We start from the raw sequence: 14,654 nt of genomic DNA on the forward strand, positions 1-14,654 counted from the left end.
GCGACCGCACCTGATCCGGTACGGGCAGTGGCAGGTCTTCGGACTCGTGGGCGTACAGCCTCTTCCTACTGGCCGTCGCTTCCCGAACCTGGTCGAGGTTCAGTGCGTTGACGGCGGTCGTTCCCACTCACCGCTGCGGGGCAGTCCCGGATTCACACCGGGTTCCCTCTTACGACACCCTGTCTGGCGGACAGGGCGAACCGACTGCCCGCCCAGTTTAGGACGGCGTGACCCGTTGCCGCTCGGCGGCGTGGCCGGGCCACAGTTCGGCGACCAGCCGGTGGACGTCGTCGACGGTGCCGGGATCGAGGACCGGCGGCGTGGTGTCGGCGCTGAGCAGGCCGAGTGCCATCTCGGCGTAACGGGCGGCCAGCTCTTGGAGGGTCAGCGGCCCGTCTGGCTGGAACCAGCGGGCGACGCCGCTGCACATCTCCAGCAGGGCGAGCCGGGCCACGCCGGGTTCACGGACCCGGAACTCGCCGGCGGTGACGCCGTCGGCGATGGCGGTCTTCCAGAACTGCTCATAGGTGTCACGCAGACCGGTGATCTCGGTCCGTAGCACGGGCGACAGGGCCCGCAGCTCGTCGTCGGCGACGCGGGTGTGCAGCGGGCGGGCCGCATGGGCCAGGACGTGGATCTGCACGAGGCGGGTGATCCGGGCGGTGGGGGTGCCGCCGGTGCCGGCCTGGGTGGCGGCGCGGATCAGCAGTTGCATGCTGTCGCGCATGATCTCGGCGAGCAGGTCTTCCTTGGTGCTCATGTAGTGGTACAGCGTCGCGGTCGTCGAGGATCCCGACGAGGCCGGCATCGACGCGGACGAGGAGACGATCCGGCGCCGGCGCATCGCCTTCTACCAGCGGCTCGGCGCCGAGTTGCTGCCGGTGCGGGACTATTGCCCGCCCCAACCGGGCGGCCATCCGCATCCGCTGCGGCTGATCACCTCACCGTCGCCCCGGCCGGCTTCGGTACGCGACCTCGTGCTCGCCGTCTACCGGTACCGGTACGACCTGGAACACGGGCACCCGGTGGTCCAGCAGACGCTACTCAACGCTGGTCCACCGCATACGGGATGACGGTCTGCCGGTTCTCGTCGACGAGCAGCTGCCCGGCCGCCGGCGGCCGGGCCCGCTGGGCGCAGTCCCGGCGCTCGCAGATGCGGCAGCCCAGCCCGATCGGGGTGGCCGCGCGCGGGTCGTCGAGGGCGAGGCCGTCGCTGTAGACGAGCCGGCCGGCGTGCCGCAGCTCGCAGCCCAGCGCCACCGCGAAGGTGGCGCGCGGGCTGTGGTGGCCCCGGCCGCCGTGCACGACCGTGCGGGCCAGCCAGAAGTAGCGTTTCCCGTCGGGCATCTCAGCGACCTGGGTCAGGATCCGGCCCGGTGAGCTGAACGCCTCGTAGATGACCCACAACGGGCAGGTGCCACCCAGCCGCGAGAAGTGGAAGTCGGTGGCCGACTGCCGTTTGGAGATGTTGCCGGCCCGGTCGACGCGCAGGAACGCGAACGGCACCCCGCGCAGCATCGGCCGTTGCAGGGTGCTGAGCCGGTGGCAGGCGGTCTCGAAACTGACGCCGTAGTGTCCGGCGAGCAGCTCGACGTCGTAGCGCAGTTGCTCGGCGGTGTGGTGGAAGTCGGTGTAGGGCATGAGCAGGGCGCCGGCGAAGTAGTTGCCGAGGCCGATGCGCGCCAGGTCGGCGGCCGCCCCGGGACCGGCCCCGGCGGCCAGAGCGGTGATCAGCTCGCCGTGGGCGAGGAACGCCAGCTGAGTGGCGAGCTGGAAGGCCCGCTGGCTGTCGGTGTAGTTGGCCGACAGGTGCAGCACCTGGGTCACCGGGTCGTACCGGCGAAGCTCGACGGAGCCGGGTGGCATGGTGAGGACCCGGACGTCGTAGGTGGCGAGCAGGTACCGGCTCAACGTCTCGGCGGCGTGACCGGGCCTGGTCCGCAGGTGTGTGGCGAGTTGCTCAGCGGCAATGTCGAGGGCGTCGAAGTAGTTGAAGTTGCTGTAGAAGAAGTCACGGACCGCGTCGTGGGGTTCGGCGAGCCCGGACACCGGTTCACCCGGCGAGGCGAGGGCGGCGACCCGGTCGGCGGCGTCACGGTAGCGACGGTGCAACGCGACCAGGGCGCGGGCGGCAGCCGGATGGTCGCGGATCAGCTCGGCGGCCTCGGCCGGGTCGACGGCGACGCCACTCGCCTCGTCGGCCAGGGCGGTGCGGACGTCGGCGCCGAGACGTTCGTTGTCGGTGTCGCTGAAGAATTCCGGGTCGACCGCGAAAACCTCGGCCAGGCGCAGCAGGACGGCCGCGGTCAGGGTGCGCTGACTGTTCTCGATCTGGTTGAGGTAGCTGGTCGAGATGTCCAGCCGGCGTGCCAGCTCGGCCTGGGTGATGCCGTGCTCACGCCGCAGGCGGCGCACCTTGCCGTACGCGTAGAGCTTCGCGGCGCCGGACATTCTGCGAAGATAACACTCACAGAGTTCGCAAGGTTTGCAGTTTTGCAGCCCAGGTGGTGGAAATTACGCAAGTTGCGCCACTGGACGCCGGTCGGTGTCGCACCCGAATCTGATCATGTGCGCGCAGGAAGGGGAATCGTGTCTGACGAGCTGACGCTGGGGGCGGACTTCCCCACGGCGACCGAGGAGCAGTGGCGCAGGCTGGCGCTGGCCGCGTTGCGCCGATCCGGCGCCGCTGCCGACGACACCACACCGGAACGGGTGGACGACCTGCTCGCCGCCCACACCCACGACGGGCTGCGGATCGCGGCACTGCACACCGCCGACAGCACACCGGCCGGCCCGACCGGTGTTCCCGGCCGCTTCCCGTACGTACGGGGCGCCCACCCGGCGCACGCGATGGGCACCGGCTGGGACGTTCGTCAGCGGCACGCCGGCGCGGACCCGAAGGAGATCCGCGAGGCAGCCCTCGACGACCTCGAGAACGGGGTGACCTCGCTGTGGCTGGCCGTCGGCGGCCCGTCACTGCCGCTGGACGCCCTGCCCGACGCCCTCGCCGGCGTCTACCTCGATCTGGCCCCCGTGGTCCTCGACCCCGGGCCCCAGTTCACCGCGGCCGCCGACGCCTGGTTCGCACTACTGGGCGCCCGCGGAGTCGACCCGGGCACGGCGAGTGGTGGGTTCGGCGCCGACCCGATCGGCTGGCAGGCCCGCACCAGCGAACCCGGTTCACTCGCCGAGGCCGCCGCGCTCGCGGGCCGTTGTGCCGCCGACGCGCCGGGCATCCGGGCGATCACGATCGACGCGACGGTCTACCACGACGCCGGCGGCTCGGACGCCGAAGAACTCGGCTGCGCCGCCGCCACCGGCGTCGCATACCTGCGGGCGCTCACCGGCGCGGGACTACCCGTCACGACAGCAATGAGCCAGCTCGAATTCCGGTACGCGGCCACCGCCGACCAGTTCGCCACGATCGCCAAGCTGCGGGCCGCACGCCGCATCTGGGCGCGGATCGCGCAGATGTGCGGGGCCGCCGACGCCGGCGGGCAGCACCAGCACGCGGTGACCTCGGCGGCCATGATGACCGCCCGCGACCCGTGGGTGAACCTGCTGCGCACCACGCTCGCCACGTTCGCCGCCGGGGTCGGCGGCGCCCGGGCGGTCACCGTTCTCCCGTTCGACCACCGGCTCGGCTCCCCCGACGGCTTCGCCCGCCGGCTGGCCCGCAACACCCAGATCCTGCTCGTCGAGGAAGCACACGTGGCGCGGGTCCTCGACCCGGCCGGCGGATCCTGGTTCGTCGAGCGCTACACCGACGACCTCGCCCACCAGGCCTGGGAGTGGTTCACCGGCATCGAGCAGGCCGGCGGCATCACCACCGCGCTCGGCAACGGCCTGATCGCCGACCGGCTCGCCGCGACCTGGCAGCAGCGCGAAACCGACATCGCACACCGCCGCGATCCGATCACCGGCGTCAGCGAATTCCCCAACCTGGCCGAGGAATCGCCCCGCCGCAAGCCCGCACCGGAACCGGCCGGCGGCGGCCTGCCGCGGCATCGATATGCGGAGGCTTTCGAACGGCTCCGCGACCGCAGCGACGCCCACCTGGCGGCGACCGGCGCCCGCCCGACGGTCTCGCTGGCCACGCTCGGATCGCCTGCCGCGTACGGGCCGCGGGTCACTTTCGCGACCAATCTGTTCGCCGCCGGCGGCATCGCGGTCACCACCGAAGCCGGGTCGCCGGTGGCCTGTGTGTGCGGCCCGGACAAGTTGTACGCCGAACAGGCGCCCGTGGCGGCCGGGCAGTTCCGGGAGGCCGGCGCCCGGCGGGTGCTGCTGGCCGGACGCGGCGACCATCCCGGTATCGACGGCCACATCCACGCCGGATGCGACGCCGTCGCCGTGCTCGACACCGTCCTGACCGACCTCGGAGTGCAGTGATGATCCCCGACTTCTCCACGGCGAAACTGACCGGCCCGCAACCCGAACCGGGCGAGCAGGAGGCGTGGCAGGCCGCCGACGAGCTGACCTGGCACACCCCCGAGGGCATCGCCGTGCCGCCGCTCTACACCGCCGCCGACCTGGCCGGGCTCGACTTCCTGAACGGCTACCCGGGGATCGCCCCGTACCTGCGGGGCCCGTACCCGACGATGTATGTCAACCAGCCGTGGACCATCCGCCAGTACGCCGGTTTCTCCACCGCCGAGGAGTCCAACGCCTTCTACCGCCGTAACCTCGCCGCCGGGCAGAAGGGCCTGTCGGTCGCGTTCGACCTGCCCACCCACCGCGGCTACGACTCCGACCACCCGCGGGTCACCGGCGACGTCGGGATGGCCGGGGTCGCCATCGACTCCATCTACGACATGCGGCAACTGTTCGAGGGCATCCCCCTGGACCGGATGAGCGTGTCGATGACGATGAACGGCGCCGTGCTGCCGGTCCTCGCGCTCTACATCGTGGCCGGTGAGGAGCAGGGGGTCGCCCCGGAGCAGCTGCCCGGCACGATCCAGAACGACATCCTCAAAGAGTTCATGGTCCGCAACACCTACATCTACCCGCCGGCGCCGTCGATGCGGATCATCTCCGACATCTTCGCGTTCACCTCACAGCGGATGCCGCGGTTCAACTCGATCTCCATCTCCGGCTACCACATCCAGGAAGCCGGGGCGACCGCCGACCTGGAGCTGGCGTACACCCTCGCCGACGGCGTGGAGTACCTGCGGGCCGGCCGCGACGCCGGGCTCGACATCGACGCGTTCGCGCCACGGCTGTCGTTCTTCTGGGCCGTCGGCATGAACTTCTTCATGGAGATCGCCAAACTCCGGGCCGGCCGGCTGCTGTGGGCCAAACTGGTCCGCGAGTTCGGGCCCAAGGATCCCCGGTCGCTGAGCCTGCGGGCACACTGCCAGACCTCCGGCTGGTCACTGACCGCGCAGGACGTCTACAACAACGTCATGCGTACGTGCATCGAGGCGATGGCCGCCACCCAGGGCCACACCCAGTCGCTGCACACCAACGCCCTCGACGAGGCCCTCGCCCTGCCGACCGACTTCTCCGCCCGGATCGCCCGCAACACCCAACTGCTGATCCAGCAGGAGTCCGGCACCACCCGGGTCGTCGACCCGTGGGGCGGCAGCGCCTACGTCGAACGCCTCACCCACGACCTGGCCACCCGCGCCTGGGAACACATCACCGAGGTCGAAGCGGCCGGCGGCATGGCCCGCGCCATCGACGAGGGCATCCCCAAGATGCGCATCGAGGAGGCCGCGGCCCGCACCCAGGCCCGCATCGACTCCGGCCGCCAGCCGGTCATCGGCGTCAACAAGTACCGGCCCGCCGCCGACGAACCGATCGACGTTCTCAAGGTCGACAACGCGGCGGTACGGGCCAGCCAGATCGCCAAACTACGCAGGCTCCGGGCCGAACGCGACGACGTCACCTGCCGGGCCGCCCTCGACGCCCTGACCACGGCGGCCGGCGGGACCGGGCAGAACCTGCTGGCGCTGGCCGTCGACGCCGCCCGCGCCAAAGCCACCGTCGGGGAGATCTCCGACGCGCTGGAGAAGGTCTACGGACGGCACACCGCGCGGATCCGTACCATCTCCGGTGTCTATCGCCAGGAGGCCGGGCAGGTGAGCAACATCGAACGAGCGCGGGCCGCCACCGCCGCGTTCGCCGAGACCGAGGGCCGCCAGCCGCGGATCCTGGTCGCCAAGATGGGCCAGGACGGCCACGACCGCGGGCAGAAAGTGGTCGCCACCGCGTTCGCCGACCTCGGCTTCGACGTCGACGTCGGCCCGTTGTTCGCCACCCCGGCCGAGGTCGCCCGCCAGGCCGTCGAGGCCGACGTGCACATCGTCGGCGTCAACTCCCTCGCCGCCGGCCACCTGACGCTGGTGCCCGCGCTGCGCGACGAGCTGAACGCCCAGGGCCGCCCCGACATCATGATCATCGCCGGTGGGGTCATCCCGCCCCAGGACTACGACGCCCTGCGGGAGGCGGGCGCGTCGGCGATCTTCCCGCCCGGCACCGTCCTCGCCGACGCCGCGATCGACCTGCTCGCCGAACTGTCCGCCCGGCTGGCGTGATGGCCCGCGCTCCCCTCGACCTCGAGGCGATGGCGGCCGGGGTCCGGGCCCGGACCCCGGCCTGGGTGGCCCGGGCGATCACCCTGGTCGAATCCACTCGCGCCGACCACCAGGCCGAAGCTCAGCAGTTGCTGACCATGCTCACCCCCGACGCCGGGCGGTCGCACCGCATCGGCATCAGCGGTGTCCCCGGCGTCGGCAAGTCGACGTTCATCGACGCGCTGGGCAGCGACCTCACCGCGGCCGGTCACCGGGTCGCGGTGCTGGCCGTCGACCCGTCGTCGACCCGCAGCCGCGGCAGCATCCTCGGTGACAAGACCCGCATGGCCCGGCTGGCCGCCGACCCGGCCGCCTACGTCCGTCCGTCGCCGACCGCCGGGACCCTCGGTGGCGTCGCCAAAGCGACCCGGGAAGCCATCGTCGTGGTCGAGGCGGCGGGCTACGACATCGTCATCGTGGAGACCGTCGGCGTCGGCCAGTCCGAGACCACCGTGGCCGACATGGTCGACACGTTTCTCCTGCTCGCCCTGGCCCGTACCGGCGACCAGCTCCAGGGCATCAAGAAGGGCATCCTCGAGATCGCCGACGTCATCGCCGTCAACAAGGCCGACGGTCCGCACGAGGCCGACGCCAAACGCGCCGCCCGCGAACTGGCCGGCGCACTACGGCTGATCGGCGGCTCCCCCGCCGCTTGGACCACCCCGGTCCTCACCTGCAGCGGCGCGGCCGGCACCGGTGTGGCGGAGGTGTGGGCCCAGCTCACGGCCCATCGCAAGACGCTCGAGGAGAACGGCGACCTGACCCGGCGCCGCAACGACCAGCAGATCAGCTGGATGTGGGCGATGGCCCGGGACGCCGTCCTCAGCCGGTTCCTGGCCGACTCCGACGTCCGCTCGGCCGCCGGCACCGCCGAACAGCAGATCCGCGACGGCTCGCTCACACCCGCCCAAGCCGTGGAACGCCTCCTCGCCGCCTACGGTCGGCTCGACCCGCGGTAGGCGGTGAACCCGTCACCTGAGCGCACACGGACGGCCGCACGTGCGTACCACCGCCCGGGATCCCCGGGAGGTGCTGTCCGCCGTGTCCGCTCGCGGGTGCCACACCCCGAACGGAAACGCACAGCGATGACCCAGCCCGGCCGGACGCCGTCAGACTCCCAGCTCACCCTGTCGCAGATCATGGATCAACACCACACCAACCTGATGGGTACGGTCCACGGCGGCCGCATCCTCAACCTGATCGATTCCGCCGCGGGCGTCGTCGCCTCCCGCCATTCCGACGGCCCGGCGGTCAGCGCCGCCATGGACGAGACGCTGTTCCTGAAAGCCGTCCGCGTCGGCGACATCGTCCACGTCGACGCCCGGATCACCTGGGCCGGCCGCAGTTCCATGGAGGTCGCCGTCAAGGTCACCGCCGATCGCTGGGATCGTGCCGTCCCGCAGGTCGCCGTCGCCACCTCGCATCTGGTCATGGTCGCGGTCGACGAGGACGGACAACCGAGGCCGGTGCCGGTGCTCCTGCCGGAGACCGACGAGGAGCACCGCGCGTTCGGCCAGGCCGAGATCCGCCGCCGCCACCGCCTCGCACTACGTCAGGCTCTCGCCGAGGGTGCGCCTGTCTGACGGCCCACAGGGTTGCACCCTTTCCAAGTAGTTAGGTTAGGCTTGCCTAACCTACCTACGGAGGAGTCGACGTGTTCGCCGCACCCAACGAGGTCTGCCGCACGCTGTTGGCCGGGCACCTACCGGGCCGGTTGTCGATCGCTCCGGGTTTCGTCAGTCATCCGGCGACCCACGCCACCACGATCGCCGGCGACATCCTGATCGCCGCCTACGACGACACCCCGACGGGCCGGGCGCTGAGCACGACGTGGGAGGGCACCCACGCCGTGCTCAGCGCCAAGGACGAACGCCCTTTCCCGGAGTCGCCGTGGCTCGGCCGGGCCCGCGCCTGCGGGCGGCTGCACCCGGTGCCGGCCCCCGGCCAGCGAGCCGCAGCGCTCGCCTTCGCCGAGGTGAACCCCCTGGCCGATCTCCTCGACCTCGGCGCCGGCCTGCGCCTCTACCACCTGCGCCTCGACGTTCTCGTCCACGACCACGAATCCCGGACACTGATCAGCGCCGCCGGCTTCCGGGCCGCCGTGCCCGACCCGCTGCACCCGATCGAACGCGAACTGCTGGACGACCTGCGGCGGCACCACTGCACCGACCTCGCCCCGCTGACCGGCACCCCGTCCGACCGGCTCGCCCCGGTGCGCCTGGACCGGCACGGCATCACCCTGTCCACGCCGGCGCTGCGCCGCGTCGACTTTCCCGAACCGGCCGACTGCCCGTCGTGCGTCTCCCGCATGCTGCGGCTCAGCCACGCCGACCATCCCTGACCCGCCACCCGGCCGCTTGTTCCTGCTGCCGCCAGAAGGCGGCGAACGCGGCGACATCGACCTGCTCGGCGTGTTCCGCACCAACGCGGACACGCTGACCGTCACGCTCGGCGCCTGACCTTTGACGAGGACCACCGGGAAACCCCGGCACTCAGCGCCGCCTCTCTCGATGGTCCTTGTCGAAACGCCGCTTATGTCACTTAGCCAGAATATTGTTACGTTCATTATAGTTATACTGTTTATGTTCTATATCGGACGTCTCGGCGATGACAATGTCTGCATAGTTCGGCGTCGGCCCGACGTGGAGCGGAAGGGTGTACCGCATGGGAGCCGGCCACAACCACGGGACTCATGCCTTCTTCAAGGAGGGTGGCCGGCATCGGCGCCGCCTCTGGTGGGTGGCCGTGCTGCTGACTGTCTTCATGCTCGCCGAGACGGCTGCCGCGATCACCACCGGATCGCTCGCGCTGCTCTCCGACGCCGGTCACATGTTCACCGACGTACTCGCCATCGCGATGACCCTGGCAGCGCTCACGGCCGCTCGCCGGGCCGGGACCGACTCCGGACGCACCTACGGGCTCTACCGGCTGGAGGTGCTCGCCGCGCTGGCCAACGCGGCCCTGCTCACCGGCGTCGCCGGCTTCGTGCTGATCCACGCGGCACGCCGGTTCACCGACCCGCCGCACGTGCCGGCCGGCTGGATGCTGGCGGTCGCGGTCGGCGGTCTCCTCGCCAACCTGGCCGCCTTCGCGCTCCTGCGGTCCGGCGCCAAGGAGAACATCGGCGTACGCGGCGCGCATCTGGAAGTCCTCGGCGACCTGATCGGCTCGGCCGGCGTCATCCTGGCAGCGCTGATCATCGGGGTGACCGGCTGGACGTACGCGGATCCGATCGTCGCCGTCCTGGTCGCCCTGATGATCCTGCCGCGGACCTTCGCGCTGGGCCGCTCCGCGGTCCGCATCCTGGTGCAGGCCGCGCCCGAACATCTCGACGTCGCCGAGGTCCGGGAACGCCTGGCCGCCGTGCCGGGTGTCCACGACGTGCACGATCTGCATGTCTGGACCCTCACCGAGGGCATGGACGTGGCATCGGCCCACCTGAGCCTGGATCCGAGTGCCGAGCTGGGGACGGTGTTGTCGGAGGCTCGGGAGACCTTGCACGAGGACTTCCACATCGATCACGCGACGCTTCAGCTGGAGCCTGCGGGCGAGGGCAGCCGCTGCACGCCGACCAGTTGGTGAGCAGGGCCGCGCGCGGGCTGCCCCGGCGCCACTTCGGAAGCGAGTAGGGGTCAGTGGTGTACGTGCGCGCGCTCCCCCTCGCGGTCGAACACCTCGATCAGCTCGGCCGGCCCGCCGAGCGCGGTCTTGGCGTGCGGGGTCATCGTCGAGAACTCGGCGGCCTCGCCTGCGAGGACCTCGATCCGGCGGTCGCCGAGCCACAGCAGCACCCGGCCCTCGAGCACGAAGAACCAGTCGTGGCCCGGGTGCACCCGCTGCGCCGGTGGCAGTTCCTCGGGTTCGAGCCGGGTCTTCACGGCTATGGTGCGCCCGTCGATGCGATTGAGTTGCCACGTCGTCATGGACGCTGATCGGTGCTGCACCGGCCGGATCACGACGTCCTCGTCGACGACGGACTCGAAGAGCACGTCCAGGCTGAGCCGCAGCGCGTTCGCGAGCGGGAGAAGCACGTCGAGGCTCAGCGCCCGCTTGCCCGTCTCCACCCGGCTGATCGTCGACGCGCTGAGGTTCGCCCGCCCGGCGAGCTCGTCGAGCGAATACCCGAGGGTGGTCCGGTAGCTCCGGAGGCGGGCGCGAACCATCTTCTCCACGGCGTCTGAGTCAGTCACGGCTCCTACTCTCCCACGTCTTGCGAATTCCGCAAGGCTCCTGTCAGTTTCTGAAAGTCGTGCCTAGGCTGGTCATCATGACGGAGACACACGACAACAACACGGGACGCATCCTCGTCCGGCACTGCGATGTCGCCGTGATCGGCGGATCAGCGGCTGGCCTGGCCGCCGCCCTGCAACTCACCCGGCAGCGGCGGTCCGTCATCGTCATCGACGACGACACACCGCAGAACGCCCCCGCCGAACACATGCACGGCTACCTCGGCCGGGAGGGCACACCGCCCGCCGAGATGCGCGCCGTCGGCCGCGAGGAGGTGCGCAGCTTCGGGGGCGAGATCCTAGCCGGCCGGGTCGTGGAGGTCCGCCGCAAGGACGACGGCTTCCACCTGGATCTGACCGGCGGGCACGGGCTCGTCGCCCGCCGGGTCGTCGCCGCCACCGGGGTGGCCGACGACCTGCCCGACATCCCAGGGCTCGCCGAACGATGGGGCCGTCAGGTCGTGCACTGCCCGTTCTGCCACGGCTTCGAGGTACGTGACGAGCGTGTCGTGCACATCGTCAGCACACCGATCGGCCTGCACCCCGCCTCACTCATGCGCCACCTGACCGAGCGGCTCACCATCGTGCTCCACGACGCCACCGGCATCGACCAGGCTGCTGCCGACGCGCTCGCGGCATCGGGCGTCCCCGTGCTCACCGCCCGGGTCGGGCGGGTGACCGACGGCTCGGACGCACCGCTGTCCGTCGAGCTCGAGGACGGGCGCAGCCTGCCGGCGGACGCCGTGCTCACGGGTACGGCGTTCCATCCCCGCACCGAGGTGTTCCGCGGCCTCGACGTCGCCATGGCACCCCACCCGAGCGGGCTCGGCGAGGTCGTCGCGGCGGACCCCACCGGCCGTACGTCCGTCGACGGGTTCTTCGCCGCCGGGAGCCTCACCGGCGCCGGGCACCAGGTCATCGCGGCGGCCGCGCACGGCGCGTTCGTCGGCGCCCAGGTCGCGTTCAGCCTGGCCGCCGAGGACATCGCCGCCCACGCCCGCCCGTCCGGGTGGCAGCAGGAATGGGACGCACGCTACGCCGGAGCCGAACGGATGTGGAGCGCGAACCCGAACGGCACGCTGACCGCCGAGGCCGCCGGGCTCCCGGCCGGACGCGCGCTGGACGTCGGCGCCGGTGAGGGCGCCGACGCGCTCTGGCTCGCCGAGCGCGGCTGGCAGGTGACCGCCACCGACATCGCCGGCAACGCGCTGGCCAGGATCCACACCGAAGCCGAGCGGCGGGGACTCGACGTACGCACCCTCCGGTGCGACGCCAACGACGTGACCCCTTACGGTGACGAGACCTACGACCTCGTGTCGTTGCAGTACGGCTCGTTCCACCGCACGCCCGACCGGCGTGGCCTGCGCAACCTGCTCGCAGCCGTCGCGGTGGGCGGCACGCTGCTCGTCGTCGGACACGATCTGACATCCGTACGGGAACACCACGACCCCGCACAACAGACACTGATGTACGACCCGGACGCTTACGTCGGCGTCGACGACATCCTCGCCGCACTCGAGCAATCCAAGGCGTGGCGGGTCGACGTGCACGAGACGCGTCCCCGACCCGCCGGCGCGATCAGCACTCACCACGTCACCGACGTGATCCTGCGCGCGGTACGCATCGCCGGCGAGGCACCGTGACGACGAGCCATTGACCCCTCGGTGTGCGAAGCCGTGGGAACACCGCCTCGGGGCGGCCTTCCCACGGCACTACTGACGAGCCGGTCAGGACCAGCCGGGCTGGCTTCACCGCTGGCCGAACAGGTTACCCCGAACGTTCAGATCAGGTCCCGGCGGTGATAGCCGACGGCACCGATGACGGTCAACACGGCCGCAGCCGCAAGCATGACCGTCGTGGCCGTCATGTCGGGACCGGTCAACGGGACCGGTGCCAGATGCGCGAACGGCGAGATGTCACGGACCCAGCGCGGGGCGGCGATGCTCTCGGCGACGACCAGGAGCAGGAAGCCGCCGACGCCGGGAAGGCTACCGAACAGTCCGGTCCAACGGGGCACCCAGCCGACCGCGAGCACGGCGGCGCCGAGGCTCAGCAGCACGATCGGCAGGACGTTCCACACGCCCCGCAGCGCCGCGTCCACGGCGAGGTCACCGCCCATGGCGACGACACCGGCCCAGGTGAGCGATCCCGCGACCGTGACAAGGACCGTCGCGTTCACCGCCGTGGTGACGGTCTCCGCACCGAGCAGCTGGAGCCGGGTGACCGGCCGGCTCTGCAGCAGAGTCAGCCGACGATCGGTTTCGGCCGCGACGAACGCGCCCATCCGGACCGCGGTGAACACCCCGGCCGGCATGGCCAGGAGCGCGAACAGGGTCGCCGCGAACCCGGAGATGCCCCCCAACCCGTCGAATCCGGCCTGGGCTGCCTGACCGGCCAGGTGCGGGTTGTCGCTCAGGAAGTCGGTGACCGAGACCGCCGTCAACCCGATCAGCAGGTAGTAGGCGCCGACACCGATCATCCAGCCGGCCAGCGGCCGTAGCCCTCGCCGGATCGCGAACGTCCCCACCCCGGCCAGCAGGCGCGTGCGAGGGCGGCGCCCGGCCGCAGGCGCGAGCAGACCGCCCTGGACGTCACGTCGGCCCGCCGCGGCCAGCGCCGCGACGGTGACGACCACGGCGGCGGCGACCAGCAGCAACAGCGGCGCGACGTGATTCTGCACATACGGGCCGCTGAGCGCGAGCAGCCCGAACGGCGACAGCCAGTGCAGCCAGCTCAGAGCGGTGACGCCGTCGCCGATCATCCGGGCCAGCAGCCCGGCGCCCAGCACCGCGATGGCCGTACCTGTCGCGGGCGCCCGTGCGGGGAAGATCTGGGCGGTAGCGGCGGCGACCGCGGCGAAGAACATTCCCAGCAGCCCGGTACCCACGCCGTGGACGATCGCGCCGGCCGCCGGTGTCCCGGCGGCCAGCAGCACAGCCGTGATCGCCGCTGCGGCCGCCGCGGACACCACCATCACCGCCGCCAGATGACGGATCAGGGCGGCAGGCAACGGCAGGCGGCCTGCCAGCAGCACGTCCCAGCGGCCGGCGTCCTCCTCGCCACGGGTGATCCGGGTCGTGGCGAGGATCGACCAGACCCCGAGGAACACGGCGAAGACGGTACCGATCCGCCACACCGTGAAGCCGCCGGCGGTGTCGAGGCCGACGGGTGCGCCGAACAGGGTGCGGATCGCCGGGTTGCCGGCCAGTGCCTTCAGGCTGCCGGCCGCCGCCGGGTCGGCCATCACCTGCCCGTAGGTGCCGACCACCAGTGCGGTCATACCCGCGGCCAAGCCGATGAGGATCAGCCCGCCTCGCCGGATCTGGCGGGCCGCGAGCCAGGCCACGGCCCGGCCCGGGTCGGGGTCGACGGCGAGGCTGATCGTGGTCGAGGCCGGGAGGATGTCGGTCTTCATCGAGAGGCCTCCGTGGAAACCCCCGGCTTTAGCCTTGGGGAGGAATCGGATTTCCTGCGGAGCAGGTCAGGGATAGCCCATCCGCCAACAAGGCGGATGGGCGTCTGATCAGACGTTGCGCTGGTTCTCCACATACTTCTTCCTTCTTCACGGTCTCCAGGGTTGCGCCGCCGACGGTGGCGACGGGGTAGCTGTTGGTCCACAGAGTCGGAATACGGGTCCGGACCTCGGGGAACTCCTGTCGGAGGAGCCGCGAGGAACGGCCCTTGATCTGCTTGACCAGGCGGTGGATGCCGGACTGGGGGGCGCAGGTGACCAGCAGTTGCACCTGGTCGGGCATGGTCTCCAGCTCGATGATGGGTGCGTTCCGCTCGCCGCAGACCTCGCGGATGATCTGCTTGAGCCGGATGTCGACGTCTGCGGTGATGACCT

General features: G+C 71.2%; 11 protein-coding genes, 1 pseudogene and 1 riboswitch. Of the genes and pseudogenes, 7 read left to right on the plus strand and 5 right to left on the minus strand.

All coding sequences use genetic code 11. The annotated features are described in order from the left end of the window. Positions 1–11 precede the first annotated feature (11 nt). Positions 12–220: riboswitch (cobalamin riboswitch) on the minus strand. Next, positions 218–844 (minus strand): TetR/AcrR family transcriptional regulator, encoded by a 627-nt coding sequence (locus tag AB0E94_RS28980; RefSeq protein WP_360332241.1) that lies wholly within the window; start codon positions 842–844, stop codon positions 218–220. Its footprint overlaps the riboswitch before it by 3 nt. A gap of 200 nt (positions 845–1,044) precedes the next feature. Then, on the minus strand, positions 1,045–2,451 hold the full coding sequence (locus AB0E94_RS28985; protein WP_360332244.1) for a short-chain fatty acyl-CoA regulator family protein: 1,407 nt from the start codon (positions 2,449–2,451) through the stop codon (positions 1,045–1,047). Between the two features lie 138 nt (positions 2,452–2,589). Between AB0E94_RS28985 and AB0E94_RS28990 the strand changes: the two genes are divergently transcribed. The 6 genes from AB0E94_RS28990 to AB0E94_RS29015 all read left to right on the plus strand — a co-directional run bounded on the left by AB0E94_RS28990 (position 2,590) and on the right by AB0E94_RS29015 (position 10,160). Next, positions 2,590–4,392 carry a methylmalonyl-CoA mutase subunit beta gene (locus tag AB0E94_RS28990; protein WP_360332247.1) on the plus strand — a complete coding sequence of 601 codons (1,803 nt, stop codon included), beginning with the start codon at positions 2,590–2,592 and terminating at the stop codon, positions 4,390–4,392. After that, complete coding sequence (gene scpA, locus AB0E94_RS28995) at positions 4,392–6,539, plus strand: methylmalonyl-CoA mutase (RefSeq protein ID WP_360332250.1); 2,148 nt, start codon at positions 4,392–4,394, stop codon at positions 6,537–6,539. The genes AB0E94_RS28990 and scpA overlap by 1 nt, the downstream gene beginning before the upstream one ends. Beyond that, on the plus strand, positions 6,539–7,537 hold the full coding sequence (meaB, locus tag AB0E94_RS29000) for a methylmalonyl Co-A mutase-associated GTPase MeaB (RefSeq protein WP_360332253.1): 999 nt from the start codon (positions 6,539–6,541) through the stop codon (positions 7,535–7,537). Before scpA ends, meaB begins: the two co-directional genes overlap by 1 nt. 126 nt (positions 7,538–7,663) lie before the next feature. Then, complete coding sequence (locus AB0E94_RS29005; RefSeq protein ID WP_360332255.1) at positions 7,664–8,161, plus strand: acyl-CoA thioesterase; 498 nt, start codon at positions 7,664–7,666, stop codon at positions 8,159–8,161. A 71-nt stretch (positions 8,162–8,232) separates the two neighbouring features. Beyond that, a complete protein-coding gene (locus tag AB0E94_RS29010) occupies positions 8,233–8,919 on the plus strand; it encodes a hypothetical protein (RefSeq protein WP_360332258.1) in 687 nt (228 codons plus the stop codon). Between the two features lie 323 nt (positions 8,920–9,242). Beyond that, the gene (locus AB0E94_RS29015; protein ID WP_360332261.1) at positions 9,243–10,160 is read left to right on the plus strand and encodes a cation diffusion facilitator family transporter; all 918 of its coding nucleotides are present in this window, start codon (positions 9,243–9,245) and stop codon (positions 10,158–10,160) included. 50 nt (positions 10,161–10,210) lie between these two features. Here the strand turns inward: AB0E94_RS29015 and AB0E94_RS29020 are convergent, their stop codons facing one another. Continuing rightward, positions 10,211–10,768 (minus strand): helix-turn-helix domain-containing protein, encoded by a 558-nt coding sequence (locus AB0E94_RS29020; protein WP_360332264.1) that lies wholly within the window; start codon positions 10,766–10,768, stop codon positions 10,211–10,213. A 77-nt stretch (positions 10,769–10,845) separates the two neighbouring features. Here AB0E94_RS29020 and AB0E94_RS29025 point away from each other — a divergent pair, with 77 nt between their 5' ends. Further along, the gene (locus tag AB0E94_RS29025) at positions 10,846–12,450 is read left to right on the plus strand and encodes an FAD-dependent oxidoreductase (protein ID WP_360332267.1); all 1,605 of its coding nucleotides are present in this window, start codon (positions 10,846–10,848) and stop codon (positions 12,448–12,450) included. Positions 12,451–12,587: 137 nt separating this feature from the next. On the opposite strand, the gene AB0E94_RS29030 is transcribed toward AB0E94_RS29025, so the two are convergent. Next, positions 12,588–14,222 (minus strand): hypothetical protein, encoded by a 1,635-nt coding sequence (locus tag AB0E94_RS29030; RefSeq protein WP_360332270.1) that lies wholly within the window; start codon positions 14,220–14,222, stop codon positions 12,588–12,590. A gap of 142 nt (positions 14,223–14,364) precedes the next feature. Next, positions 14,365–14,654, minus strand: a pseudogene (gene tnpA, locus AB0E94_RS29035) (IS200/IS605 family transposase); the annotation flags it as partial.

This window comes from Actinoplanes sp. NPDC026670 (assembly GCF_040638175.1).
In the GTDB taxonomy this organism is placed as follows: Bacteria; Actinomycetota; Actinomycetes; order Mycobacteriales; family Micromonosporaceae; genus Actinoplanes.

Excerpts from the sequence above, each read along its gene's own strand:
- AB0E94_RS28980 (WP_360332241.1), bottom strand. The coding sequence starts at position 844 with ATGCGCCGGCGCCGGATCGTCTCCTCGTCCGCGTCGATGCCGGCCTCG.
- AB0E94_RS28985 (WP_360332244.1), bottom strand. The coding sequence starts at position 2,451 with ATGTCCGGCGCCGCGAAGCTCTACGCGTACGGCAAGGTGCGCCGCCTG.
- scpA (WP_360332250.1), top strand. The coding sequence starts at position 4,392 with ATGATCCCCGACTTCTCCACGGCGAAACTGACCGGCCCGCAACCCGAA.
- meaB (WP_360332253.1), top strand. The coding sequence starts at position 6,539 with ATGGCCCGCGCTCCCCTCGACCTCGAGGCGATGGCGGCCGGGGTCCGG.
- AB0E94_RS29005 (WP_360332255.1), top strand. The coding sequence starts at position 7,664 with ATGACCCAGCCCGGCCGGACGCCGTCAGACTCCCAGCTCACCCTGTCG.
- AB0E94_RS29015 (WP_360332261.1), top strand. The coding sequence starts at position 9,243 with ATGGGAGCCGGCCACAACCACGGGACTCATGCCTTCTTCAAGGAGGGT.
- AB0E94_RS29025 (WP_360332267.1), top strand. The coding sequence starts at position 10,846 with ATGACGGAGACACACGACAACAACACGGGACGCATCCTCGTCCGGCAC.
- AB0E94_RS29030 (WP_360332270.1), bottom strand. The coding sequence starts at position 14,222 with ATGAAGACCGACATCCTCCCGGCCTCGACCACGATCAGCCTCGCCGTC.